This is a genomic window from Nonomuraea sp. NPDC051941 (genome assembly GCF_044593615.1).
Window position 1 is genome coordinate 221,286 of the sequence record NZ_JBIUCF010000016.1, and the last position, 12,275, is coordinate 233,560.

Consider the following 12,275-nt stretch of genomic DNA (forward strand, 5'->3'; position numbering starts at 1 on the left):
CATGTCGGGGCACTATCCGTACGGTGGCGGCGATGGCGGGCACGTGCCGCCGCCCGCGGACAAGGGGAGCGCGGCGCTCAGGACCGTGCTCATCGGGGCGGCCATCGCCGGTGTCGTCACCGTCGTGGCCGGGTTGCTGATCGTGCTCAATTCCCCCCAGGAGTACGGGCTCGCGAGCAGCAACCGGGAGACCCTGAAGCTGCAGGCGCAGCCGGACGGGAAGGCCACCGGGCAGCCCGAGCAGGCGCTCTTCCAGGCGGCCCCCGACGTGCCGCCGCCGCTGCCGCAGATCAACCCCGCGCCCCCGATGATGCCGTCCACGCCCAAGCGGATCGTGATCAAGAGGCTCGGGATCAACGCGCCGATCACGTCCGTCGGGCTGAAGAAGGACGGGACGATCGAGGTGCCTCCGTCCGAGAACCCCAACCTGGCCGGGTGGTACCGGAGCATGTCCACCCCGGGTGAGGCGGGGCCGGCCGTGATCCTCGGGCACAAGGACACCAGGACACGCCCCGCCGTGTTCAGCCGGCTGCCCGAGCTCAAGAACGGCGACACCATCGAGATCCAGCGCCAGGACAGGACGACCGCGGTGTTCACCGTCGGCGGCATCGAGCAGGCGAGCAAGAAGACGTTCCCGACCCAGCGCGTCTACGGGCCCCAGGAGAACGCTCAGCTTCACCTGATCACCTGCGGTGGGAACTACGATCGCACGATCGGCCACTATGACGACAACGTCATCGTCTACGCGACGATGACGAGCTCTTATCGAAGCTGACAAGCGCGGAGGCGGGCTATGGGCTGGATGGCCAAGCGGAGACTGCGTACCGGCCCGACGGCGGCCCTGCCCGCCAAGCCGGATCCGGCCGAGCTGCTGCGCATCGTGCGGCTCGCGGACCCCGACGCGAAGAAGGACGGCGACGACATCGTGGCCACCGACGTGCGGGTGTACGCGCCCGTGGAGGCCGAGCCCGAGCTGACCGGTGGCGAGCTGGAGAAGGTGTGGGCGGTCAGGGTGGCCGCCGAGGGGCCGCTGCCGCTGAACTTCTTCGACCGCTATCTCGCCGAAGGCCTGGCCTTCCGGCTCAAGGGGCTCGCGGTGTGCAGGGGCGAGGTGACCGACCCCGCCGACGAGGAGGAGAGCGGGCCCGCCGTCATCCTTCCGGCGCGGCCGACCGCCGAGGAGTTGTCGCCGCTGCTGGAGCCGGACGAGGAGGACGAGTTCGCGTTCACGGCCGGTGACATCCGGGCCGTGCTCGTCCCGCAGAAGGGGCAGCCGCCGGCCGTTCAGGAGCTCCTGCCCTTCGCCGTCGAGCTGACCGCGATCGAGCTGCGCGGCGACGAGCCCGCCAAACTCGGCGCGCTCGCTCTGGAACTGGCCGAGGCGCTGAACGGGCTGGTCGTGGACCGCTGGCGGTTCCGGGTCGACGCGGCGGAGGACCTGGTCCCGCCCACGCGTGAGTAGAACGTCGTTCTGTTGTAGTCTGCCCCTAGTAACCGAATAATGCTCGGTTTCCAGGAGGCACTGTGGCAGAGGCGTACATCGTCGGGGCCGTTCGCACCCCGGTCGGCAAGAAGAAGGGCGGCCTTTCCACCGTCCACCCCACTGACCTGGCCGCGCACACGCTGAAGGCGCTGATCGACCGCACGGGCGTCGACCCCGCGGCGGTCGAGGACGTCATCATGGGGTGCGTCATGCAGTTCGGCCCCCAGAGCATGGACATCGCGCGAAACGCCTGGCTGTCGGCGGGCCTGCCGGAGACCACCGCCGGCGTCACGATCGACCGGCAGTGCGGCTCCTCGCAGCAGTCGATCCACTTCGCCGCCCAGGGCGTGCTGTCCGGCACCCAGGACCTGGTCGTGGCCGCCGGCGTGGAGTCGATGAGCATCGTGCCGATGGGCTCGTCGATCACGGCCGCGCTGGAGAAGGGCATGCCCTTCCCGTTCGGCGAGAAGTGGGTCGAACGGTACGGCAAGCAGGAGATCTCGCAGTTCCGCGGCGCGGAGCTGATGTGCGAGAAGTGGGGCTACACGCGGGAGACGCTGGAGCGGTTCGCGCTGGAGTCCCACCAGCGCGCCGCCAAGGCCATCGCCAACGGCTACTTCAAGGACCAGATCGCCCCGGTCAACGGCGTCGAGGACGACGAGGGGCCGCGGCCTGACTCGACGCTGGAGAAGATGGCCACGCTCAAGACGCTGAAGGAGGGCGGCCAGATCACCGCCGCCACCTCCTCGCAGATCTCCGACGGCTCCGGCGCGCTGCTGATCGCCTCCGAGCAGGCGGTCAGGGACCACGGCCTGACGCCGCGGGCCCGCATCCACCAGCTCGCCCTCATGGGCGACGACCCGGTCTACATGCTGACCGCGCCCATCCCCGCCACGCGGCGGGCGCTGGAGAAGGCCGGCATGTCGATCGACGACATCGACGTGGTGGAGATCAACGAGGCGTTCGCGCCGGTGCCGCTGGCCTGGACGCACGAGCTCGGCGCCGACCCGGCCAAGGTCAACCCGAACGGCGGCGCCATCGCGCTCGGCCACCCGCTCGGCGGCACGGGCGCGATCCTGATGACCAAGCTGCTGCACGAGCTCGAGCGCACGGGCGGCCGGTACGGGCTGCAGACGATGTGCGAGGGCGGCGGCCAGGCCAACGTCACCATCATCGAGCGCCTCTGAGGGCATGAAAGGCGCGAGCGCCGCCTCCTGGCGTACGGTGGAGGCGGCGCTCGCCTAACTACCATCCTGGTAGTTGTCTCAGCGGCCCTTCGGCGGGATGCGCCGGGGCGGCATGATCGGCCGTTGCGGCATCTTGGGCATCGGCCGCGTCACGGGCAATCCGGGAAGGTTCTTTTTCCTGGATGAACGGACTCGCATAAGGAAGCTCCTTTACACAGACTCACGACGCGGCTCATGGAGGCCGGTCGGCAAGCTCAGCTGCCGCGTCTGGAACGGATGACGGGCGATCTCGCTGCTGAGCAGCGGTGAATCACAGGTAAAGGCGCATGTCCATGACAGTACGGGCCGGCCGTAATCCCGTGCAACCGAATTAACGCCGGGCGGCCATCAGCCGGGCCACCGCCACCGCCGCCCCCGACAGCGCCGCCACCAGCAGCATGATCGACAGAGGCGCGGCGAAGTAGGTGAGCTGGGCCCACGTCACCGCCCGCCCGTTCATCAGGAACGAGATCAGGTCCGGATAGGCCGCCAGCACCGCCACGGGCAGCAGTACGGGCACCAGCCGCCACCAGCCCCGCCCGCGAGCGCGCCGGGCGGCCCAGCGCCGGGCGCGCAGCACGCCCAGGACGCCGAGGCCGGCCGCGGCCATCGCGAGCACGCCCAGCACCAGCTCGTACAGCTGCCGGTCGCCTCCGGGCACCTCAGGGGCGCGGCCCTCGCTCAGGGCGGTCAGCCCCTCCATGACGGTGTAGGTGTCGTCGGTCAGCGCCGCCCCGTTCGCCATGACGGCGAAGCCGTAGCCGGTCTTGGGGGAGACGGCCTCGACGGCGTTGTACGTGAACAGGTTCCCCGAGTGCACGAGCTGCCCGGTCTCCCGCTCGACGCCCCAGCCCATGCCGTAGTCGCGGATCTTGCTCGGCGTGTGCATGGCGTCCAGGCTCTCCCGCTTGACCAGCGGGCGCCCGTCGCCCGACTGCGCGATCAGCCACTTGCCCATGTCGGCGGCCGTGGTGATGACCCCGCCCGAGCCGCTGTCGTTGAGGAAGCCGGACAGCTCGGCACGCGGGAGCCAGGCGCCGAAGATCGAGTTGTAGCCGTCGGCCGGCCGGACGACCTGGTCGCTGACGGCGCTGGACTTCATGCCCAGCGGGCCGAACACCCGCTCCCGCAGGTAGTCGCCGAACCGCTGCCCGGAGGCCACCTCGACCAGCCGCGCGGCCAGGTCGTAGTTGACGTTGCAGTACTCCCAGCGGGTGCCGGGGTCGGCGCGGAGCTCGGAGCCGGACAGCCGGGAGGTGTAGTCGGCCAGCGAGGTGGCGCCCTCCACCGCGGCGATGTCGACCGTCGTGTCCGACAGGCCGGAGGTCTGGTTGAGCAGCTGCCGTACGGTGATCGCCGCCGCGCGCGGGTCCGCCATCCTGAACCCCGGCAGCTGCCCGGCCACCGGCTCGTCCAGCTTGATCCTGCCGCGCTCCACGAGCGTCATCACGGCCATCGCGGTGAACGACTTGCTGACCGAGGCCACGCGCATCGGGGTGTTCGCGGTGACGGGACGCCCCTCGGAGTCGTGGCCGTAGCCGGCCGCGTGCACGACCTCGCCGTTGTGCGTCACGACCACGGACATGCCGGGCAGTCCGGTGGACTCCATGGCCTGGCGCAGGTAGGCGTCGATGGTCTGGGAGGTCGGCTGCGGGGCGGGGGCGAGGGTCAGCGCCGTCGAGAGGCCGATCAGGAGGGACTTCACTGCTATCACGGAGAGAAACCTAGGAAGTCGCCCCCGTCCTCCGGATCGGCCGACCGTCCAGTTCCACCCCTGACGAAAGTCAGGTCAGGCGCTCCGGGACGGTGTTGTGCACCTGCTGGAAGATCACCGACGTGCGGAAGCCGACGATCTCCTTGCGCTTGCTCAGGCGGTCGAGCAGGAACGAGTGCAGGTGGTCCAGGTCCTGCACCGCCACGTGCAGGAGGAAGTCGTCCCCGCCCGCCAGCACGAACACGCTGAGCACCTCCGGCATCGCCGCCGCCGACGACTTGAACGCGTTGATCACCGCCCGGCTCAGCGGCCGTACCTGGACCGAGACCATGGCCTGCACGCTCCGGTTGAGCGCGGCCGGGTCGATCTCGGCGTGGTAGCCGCGGATGACGCCGCGCCGGGTGAGCGACCTGACCCGCTCCAGACAGGTGGAGGGCGCGACGCCGAGCTGCCGGGCCAGCTCCCGGTTGGACTGCCGCGCATCCGTTTGGAGCAGCCGCACGATTTCCGAATCAAGTTCGTCCATGAGTGGATGGTGTCATGTGGTTCCGGCCATTCGTTCGACTGACAGGGGTTAGAGCCGAATGAGTGCATTAGTTTCGGCTGCATGTCGGAACATCGCATAGGCGCAGGACACGGCACGGCACTGCTGGTCGGGGCGGTCCTGGGGCCGGGGATGCTGGTGCTGCCGCACCTCGCCGCCGCTGCCGCGGGGCCCGCGTCCGTGCTGGCCTGGGCCGGGCTGCTCGCGCTGAGCGTCCCCGTCGCGCTGACCTTCGCCGCGCTCGGCGCCAGATACCCCGACGGCGGGGGAGTGGCGAGCGTCGCCGGGCTCGCGTTCGGCCGGCACGCCTCCGCCGTGGTCGGCTGGTGGTTCTACGGCGCGGTCCCCATCGGCACCGTCGCCGGCGCGCTGGTCGGCGGCCAGTACGTCGAGGCCACGCTGGGCATGGACGCCACCCTGGCCGCCTGCCTGATCCTGGGAGCCGCCTTCGCCTCCAACGCCGCCGGGCTGCGCACCTCGGGACGGCTGCAGATCGGCTTCGTCGTCCTGCTCGTCGCGCTCCTGGCAACCGCCGTGATCACCGCCGCGCCACATGCCGACCCGGGCAACTTCACCCCCTTCGCCCCGTACGGCGCCGCGGGCGTGGCGGACGCGGCCGGCGTGCTCCTGTTCGCCTTCGTCGGCTGGGAGGCGGCCAGCCACCTGTCGGCCGAGTTCGCCGGGAAGGGGAACGGCCTGGTCCGGGCCACCACGGTGACGCTCGTCGTGATCGGGATCCTGTACGTGGGCGTGTCGGTCACCTCCGTCGGCGTGCTCGGCCCCGGCATGACCGGCGTGCCGCTCACCGCCATGCTGGAGACCGGCATCGGCCCGGCCGCGCGGCCGGTCACCGGGGTGGTGGCGGTGCTGCTGACCTTCGGCGCGGTCAACACCTATCTGGCCGGGGCCTCCCGGCTGGGCGCGGCCATGGCCAGGGACGGGGCGCTGCCGGGCTGGTTCGCCAAGGGCGGGGCGCCGGGCGAGACGCCGTACCGGAGCCTGGGGCTGCTCGCCGTGCTCAGCGTGCCCGTGCTGGTGTGGGCGGTGGATCTGGACCTGCTCATGCGGGCCACCTCGGCCTGCCTGGCCGCGGTCACGGCGGCGGGTGTGGTGGCGGCCGTGCGGATGCTGCCCGCTGGGCGGCACCGGAACACGGCCGTGGTGGGCGCCGGGCTGTCGCTCGTGGCGCTGGTGTTCTGCGGCGCCTATCTCGTGGTGCCCGCTGTGCTCGCCTTGGTGGCGATCGGGGCTCTGAAGGCGAATGTTCGCCGTTCGTACAGAATCAGGCGATGAGGCGCCGTCAGGCGGGCAGTACTCCTAGCACAGGACGGCGGATCGTCGGGAGGTGCTATGACCGAGCACGCCAAGTACGCGGAGTCCAGGGAGGTCGGCGAGCAGGCGCGCGAGAAGGAGTGGACGCGGCCGAGCTTCGCCAAGCAGCTCTTCCTCGGTGACTACCGGCTGGATCTCGTGTACCCCGTGCCGACGCTGTCCGAAGAGGCGACCAAGCGGGGTGAGGAGTTCGTCAGGGCGGTGCGGCGCTACCTCGACGCCCATGTCGATCCCGCGCTCATCGAGCGGACCGCACAGGTGCCCGACGAGGTGGTCAAGGGGCTCGCGGCGCTCGGGGCCTTCGGGATCACGATCGGCGAGGAGTACGGCGGGCTCGGGCTGCCCTACCTGTACTACTGCCGCACCCTCATGCTCGTCGGCTCCTACTGCCCGGCGCTGGCCACGCTGCTGTCGGCGCACCAGTCGATCGGGGTGCCGCAGCCGCTCAAGCTGTTCGGGACCGAGGAGCAGAAGCGGGAGTTCCTGCCGAGGTGCGCGGCGGGCGAGATCTCCGCGTTCCTGCTGACCGAGCCCGACGTGGGCTCCGACCCGGCGCGCCTGTCCACCACCGCCGTCCGCGACGGCGACGACTACGTGCTCGACGGCGTCAAGCTGTGGACGACGAACGGCGTCGTCGCCGATCTCCTGGTGGTCATGGCCAGGACCGGCAAGAAGATCAGCGCGTTCGTGGTCGAGGCCGACTCTCCCGGCATCACGGTCAAGCGGCGCAACGGCTTCATGGGGTTGCGCGGCATCGAGAACGGGGTCACCGAGTTCTCCCAGGTCAGGGTGCCGGCCAAGAACCTGATCGGGCGCGAGGGGCAGGGCCTGAAGATCGCCCTGACCACGCTGAACACCGGCCGCCTGTCGTTGCCGGCCACGTGCGCGGGCAACGCCAAGTGGGCGGTCAAGATCGCCCGCGAGTGGGGCAACGAGCGCGTGCAGTGGGGGCGCAAGGTCGGCGAGCACGAGGCCGTGGCCACGAAGATCGCGTTCATCGCGGCGACCGCGTACGCGCTCGAAGCCCTCTGCGAGCTCACCAGCCGCCTGGCCGACGACCAGCGCAACGACATCAGGATCGAGGCGGCGCTGGCCAAGCTGTACGCGTCGGAGCTGTCGTACCAGGCGCTCGACGAACTGGTCCAGATCAGGGGCGGGCGAGGCTACGAGACCGCCGAGTCGCTCGTGGCGCGCGGCGAGCGCGGCGTGCCCGCCGAGCAGATGCTGCGAGACTCCCGCATCAACCGCATCTTCGAGGGCTCCTCGGAGATCATGCGCCTGATGATCACCCGCGAGGCGGTGGACGCGCACCTGTCGGCCGCCGGAGAGCTGATCAACCCGGAGGCCTCGCGCCAGGAACGCGCCCAGGCCCTGCGCCGGGCCGGCGGCTTCTACGCCAGGTGGCTGCCCACGCTGGTGGCCGGCACCGGCAACCTGCCCGCGTCGTACGGCGACTTCGGCCCGCTGGCCGCGCACCTGCGCTTCGTGGAGCGGACCAGCCGCAAGCTGGCCCGGTCCACCTTCTACGGCATGTCCCGCTGGCAGGGCCGGCTGGAGCACAAGCAGTCGTTCCTCGGCAGGCTCGTGGACATCGGGGCCGAGCTGTTCGCCATGACCGCCGTGTGCGTCAAGGCGGAGGAGGACTCCAGGGACCTCGGGCGACGGCCGTACGAGCTCGCCGACACCTTCTGCCACCAGGCACGACGCCGCGTGGACGCGCTGTTCGACCGGCTCTGGGACAACAGCGACGCGGGCGACGTGCGGCTGGCCGGCTACGTGCTCGACGGCCGCTACGGGTTCGTCGAGGAAGGCATCCTCGACCCCTCCATCGAGGGCCCGTGGATCGGCACGCCGCAGGGTGGGGAGAGCGTCCGGAGAAAGATCCTCTGACGCCCGGTCTAGACCGGTTGTGAGGTTTTTCGGCTCTTAGCGTTTTCAAACTGATACGAGCCGGTATAGACCGGCTTGTCGATCCAGGCTTACGCTGGCGCAAACGCGTCGAGCTGTACGCTCGCGTGCCCCATCCCCCAGGACGGGGTCCGTTGGCTGGTACGGACCAGCACCCGTCCGACGAGAAGGCGGTATCTCCAGTGAACATGAAGCTTGTGGGCGGCGCCGCTCTCGGCCTTGCCACGATGCTGGTCCTGTCCAGCTGCGGCTCCGGCGGTTCCGGCGGTGGCGGAGGCAACACGCAGGCGTCGGGCGGCGGGCCGGTCACCCTGAAGATGGTCGCCGCCGACTACGGCGACGGCCCCGGCAAGCCGAACTCGGGCGAGACGTTCTGGAAGGGCGTCGTGGACGAGTTCCAGGCGGCCAACCCGAACATCAAGGTCGACGTCCAGGTCATCAACTGGAACGACATCGACAAGCAGGTCGCCACCATGGTCCAGAACGGCCAGGTGCCCGACATCCTGCAGACCGGCGACTACTCCGGCTTCGTCAAGGACGGGCTGCTCTACAAGGTGGACGAGGTGCTGTCGCCGAACGTCTCGGGCGACATGCTGCAGAAGTTCGCCGAGTTCGGCAAGGTCGACGGCACCGCGTACGGCATCCCGTTCGTCTCCTCCGCGCGGGCGCTGTTCTACAACAAGGACCTGTTCCAGAAGGCCGGCATCGCCGAGCCGCCGAAGACCTGGGACGAGCTGAAGGCCGACGCCGAGAAGCTGAAGAAGGCCGGCGTCACGCAGCCGTTCGGCCTGCCGCTCGGCCAGGAGGAGGCCCAGGGCGAGTCGTTCCTGTGGATGCTGGGCAACGGCGGCGGCTACAAGGACGCCTCCGGCAAGTGGGCGATCAACTCGCCGCAGAACGTCGAGACGTTCACGTACATGAAGAGCCTGGTCGACGCGGGCCTGACCACCCCCAACCCGGGCACCAAGGACCGTAAGACGGTCTGGGAGGACTTCGGCGCGGGCAAGGTCGGCATGGTCAACGGCGGCCCCATGTCCATCCCGATCTTCGACGCGGCCGGCCTGAAGAACTACGGCGTCGCGCCGATCCCCGGCAAGAGCGGCCCGCTCGACACCACGCTCGGCGTCATGGACTGGATCATGGCGTTCAACAAGAACGGCCACGGCGCCGAGATCAAGAAGTTCTTCGACTTCTTCTACACCGGCAGCGCCGCCCAGAAGATCTCGGACACGTACAAGCTGCTGCCCGTCACCAACGGCGGCATCCAGAAGTTGTCGGGCGACGAGAAGCTCAAGCCGTTCCTCGACGCGCTGCCCAACGCCAGCTTCTACCCCTTCCAGGACCCCAAGTGGGCCGAGGTGAACCCGGCGATCAAGCAGACCATCGGCGGGGCCGTCAAGGACGACCCGGCCAAGGTCCTCGGTGAGCTGCAGAAGACCGCCGAAGCGGCCGGCTGATACGTCGGGGGCCCGTGCGGCCGGCGCTCTCAGCGGTGCCGGCCGCACCGTCTTGGAAGGTTGCTCATGAGAAGGTTGCGCGCCCTGGAGCCCCTCGCGTGGGTCGGGCCCGCCGTGGTGCTGATCGCGCTGGTCGTGCTCTGGCCCGTGATCGAGATGATCAGGTCGTCGTTCCTCAAGATCAGCCGGTTCGGGGTGGTCCAGGGGAGCAACGGCTTCGCGAACTACGAGAAGCTGTTCGCCGAGAAGGACTTCGCCGACATCATGCTCCGCAGCGTGATCTGGGTGGTCGCGGTCGTCGCGCTCACCGTGCTGATCTCGCTGGCCCTCGCCCAGCTGTTCAACCAGAACTTCCCGCTGCGCAAGGTGGCCCGGTGGGCGCTGATCGCGCCGTGGGCCGCGTCGGTGCTGATGACGGCGATCATCTTCAAGTGGATGCTCGACCCCGAGGTCGGCGTGATCAACCAGATCCGGCTGAAGCTGGGGCTGATCGACGCGATGGGCGGGGCCTCGGCCGACCAGCTCGGCGACGCCTCCACCGCGATGCCGTGGCTGGTGTTCGTGGCCGTCTTCGTGTCGGTGCCGTTCACCACGTACGCGCTGCTGGCCGGGCTGGCGACGATCCCCGCCGACGTCTATGAGGCGGCCAAGATGGACGGAGCCACCCGGTTCCGGACGTACTGGTCGATCACGCTGCCGCTGCTGCGGCCCGCGCTCACCGTGGCGGCGCTCATCAACGTCATGAACGTCTTCAACAGCTTCCCGATCATCTGGGCCATGACACACGGCCAGCCCGGCTACTCCACGGCCACCTCGACGATCCTCATGTTCATCCTCAAGGGCTCGAACATCGGCGAGTCGGCGGCCATGTCCGTCGTCAACTTCGGCATGGTGATCATCCTGACCGCGATCTTCCTCAAGGTCTCCCGCTGGAACAAGGAGGTGGCGTGATGGCGATCAAGACCCTGCCGTCGCAGGCCACCCGGCCGCGGCAGCACGTCAGGCCGTCGTCGCGGCGCAGCATGCCGAAGCTCAAGACCGTGCTCGTCGCGGCCGCCGCGTACGTCGTCGCGTTCGTCTTCCTGTTCCCGTACGTGGTGATGCTGCTCACCTCGCTGCGCTCGCAGGAGTCGCTGCGCGAGGTGTCGTTCTGGCCGAAGGAGTGGGTGTGGTCGAACCTCGCCAACTTCTGGGCCAGCGGCCTGGCCGGAAACCTGTGGGTGACGCTCAAGGTCGCGGGCGGCTCGACCGTGCTGGTGCTCCTGGTGGCGTTGCCGGCCGCGTACTACTCGGCCCGGCACGACTTCAGGGGGCGCACGGCCTTCCTGATCCTCGTCCTGATCACCCAGATGTTCCAGCCCACGGCCATGCTGGTCGGCATCTACCGCGAGTTCTTCCAGTTCGGGCTGGTGGACTCGATCTGGTCGCTGATCCTCGTGAACGGCGGGTTCAACCTGGCGTTCGCGGTGTGGATCCTGAACGCGTACTTCGCCTCGATCCCGCGCGAGCTGGAGGAGGCGGCGTTCATCGACGGGAACGGGCGCTTCGGGGCGCTGTTCAGGATCACGCTGCCGCTGGCCCTGCCCGGCGTCATCACGGCGCTGATCTTCACCTTCATCGCCGCCTGGAACGAGTTCGTGGTCGCCCTGACCCTGACCACGACGCCGGAGAACCAGCCGCTCACGGTGGCGCTCAACTCGTTCATCGGTCAGTACCAGGTGGACTGGCAGAACCTGTTCGCCGGGTCGGTGATCGCCACCATCCCGGTGATCATCCTCTTCGCGCTGATCGAGCGGAAGGTGGTGGGCGGCCTCACGGCCGGGTCGATCAAGTAGCGCCTACGCCTTGGGCTGGGGCACCCGTGCCACGCAGAAGACCGTCTGGCCGAACGGTGGCCTGATGAACCGCTCGATGAAGCGGGTCGTCGGGACCACCGTACGGTCGTAGATCTTGACCAGGCGCGGGTCGGGGTAGCCGACGCCGCCCCGGCGCACGGCGGCCCACCAGGCGATGCCGCCCAGGAAGTTGATCGGCTTGAGCACCTCGATGTCCAGGCCCGCCTTGGCGACCGTCGCGCCGAGCGTCTTGGGCGTGTAGCGCTGGACGTGGCCCACCTTGCGGTCGAAGTCTCCGTAGAGCTGCATGTAGCCGGGGACCCAGATGATGATCCGCCCGCCCGGCAGCGTGACCCGGGCCAGCGAGCGCAGCGCCTCGGCGTCGTCCTCGATGTGCTCCAGGACGTTCATCATGACGACGGTGTCGACCTTGTCCTCGAGCGGGATGTTCGTCGGCAGCCCGAACTGCAGGACGTCGATGTCGTCGCGGCCCGCGAACCGCTTTTCCAGCTGCTCGACGCAGTAGGGGTCGAAGTCGCTCACGACCAGCCTGTCGAGCCGCGGCAGGAACGCCTCGGCGAAGTGGCCGAGGCCGGAGCCGATCTCCAGCATCGAACGGCCGACATGCGGGGCGACCATGTCCAGCTCGTACTGCCGATAGTTCTTGGCCTCGTCCCCACCTAGGTGGTTCTCCAGGGCCTCGTCACCGGCCGCCGGTTGCACTACACGGTCATACCCAGACATAGTCCCGTTCCTTCTCGGGGAGCTCATGGATT

11 protein-coding genes are annotated in these 12,275 nt (G+C 69.2%); 8 read left to right on the top strand and 3 right to left on the bottom strand.

Annotated features, from left to right (window positions below; genetic code table 11):
* Position 1: 1 nt before the first annotated feature.
* From ACIHFD_RS27250 to ACIHFD_RS27260, 3 genes are all read left to right on the top strand, one after another.
* Positions 2-775 carry a class F sortase gene (locus tag ACIHFD_RS27250; RefSeq protein ID WP_397369237.1) on the top strand — a complete coding sequence of 258 codons (774 nt, stop codon included), beginning with the start codon at positions 2-4 and terminating at the stop codon, positions 773-775.
* 27 nt (positions 776-802) lie between these two features.
* On the top strand, positions 803-1,462 hold the full coding sequence (locus ACIHFD_RS27255; protein WP_397369238.1) for a hypothetical protein: 660 nt from the start codon (positions 803-805) through the stop codon (positions 1,460-1,462).
* A 62-nt stretch (positions 1,463-1,524) separates the two neighbouring features.
* Positions 1,525-2,670 carry an acetyl-CoA C-acetyltransferase gene (locus ACIHFD_RS27260; protein WP_357725541.1) on the top strand — a complete coding sequence of 382 codons (1,146 nt, stop codon included), beginning with the start codon at positions 1,525-1,527 and terminating at the stop codon, positions 2,668-2,670.
* Positions 2,671-3,040: 370 nt separating this feature from the next.
* On the opposite strand, the gene ACIHFD_RS27265 is transcribed toward ACIHFD_RS27260, so the two are convergent.
* Both ACIHFD_RS27265 and ACIHFD_RS27270 read right to left on the bottom strand, forming a co-directional pair.
* Entirely contained in the window at positions 3,041-4,423 is a 1,383-nt protein-coding gene (locus tag ACIHFD_RS27265; RefSeq protein WP_397369240.1) for a serine hydrolase domain-containing protein, read from the bottom strand.
* 70 nt (positions 4,424-4,493) lie between these two features.
* Complete coding sequence (locus ACIHFD_RS27270; protein ID WP_185070549.1) at positions 4,494-4,949, bottom strand: Lrp/AsnC family transcriptional regulator; 456 nt, start codon at positions 4,947-4,949, stop codon at positions 4,494-4,496.
* Between the two features lie 81 nt (positions 4,950-5,030).
* Between ACIHFD_RS27270 and ACIHFD_RS27275 the strand changes: the two genes are divergently transcribed.
* From ACIHFD_RS27275 to ACIHFD_RS27295, 5 genes are all read left to right on the top strand, one after another.
* A complete protein-coding gene (locus ACIHFD_RS27275) occupies positions 5,031-6,260 on the top strand; it encodes an APC family permease (RefSeq protein ID WP_397369241.1) in 1,230 nt (409 codons plus the stop codon).
* A 57-nt stretch (positions 6,261-6,317) separates the two neighbouring features.
* Positions 6,318-8,189: an acyl-CoA dehydrogenase family protein gene (locus tag ACIHFD_RS27280; RefSeq protein ID WP_397369242.1), complete on the top strand. Its 1,872-nt coding sequence runs from the start codon at positions 6,318-6,320 to the stop codon at positions 8,187-8,189.
* 206 nt (positions 8,190-8,395) lie between these two features.
* The gene (locus tag ACIHFD_RS27285; protein ID WP_397369263.1) at positions 8,396-9,664 is read left to right on the top strand and encodes an extracellular solute-binding protein; all 1,269 of its coding nucleotides are present in this window, start codon (positions 8,396-8,398) and stop codon (positions 9,662-9,664) included.
* Positions 9,665-9,730: 66 nt separating this feature from the next.
* Positions 9,731-10,615, top strand: coding sequence for a carbohydrate ABC transporter permease (locus tag ACIHFD_RS27290; RefSeq protein ID WP_397369243.1), 885 nt, complete (start codon positions 9,731-9,733; stop codon positions 10,613-10,615).
* A complete protein-coding gene (locus ACIHFD_RS27295) occupies positions 10,615-11,499 on the top strand; it encodes a carbohydrate ABC transporter permease (RefSeq protein WP_397369244.1) in 885 nt (294 codons plus the stop codon). Before ACIHFD_RS27290 ends, ACIHFD_RS27295 begins: the two co-directional genes overlap by 1 nt.
* Positions 11,500-11,502: 3 nt before the next feature.
* Here the strand turns inward: ACIHFD_RS27295 and ACIHFD_RS27300 are convergent, their stop codons facing one another.
* On the bottom strand, positions 11,503-12,243 hold the full coding sequence (locus ACIHFD_RS27300; RefSeq protein ID WP_350733398.1) for a methyltransferase domain-containing protein: 741 nt from the start codon (positions 12,241-12,243) through the stop codon (positions 11,503-11,505).
* Positions 12,244-12,275: the final 32 nt, after the last annotated feature.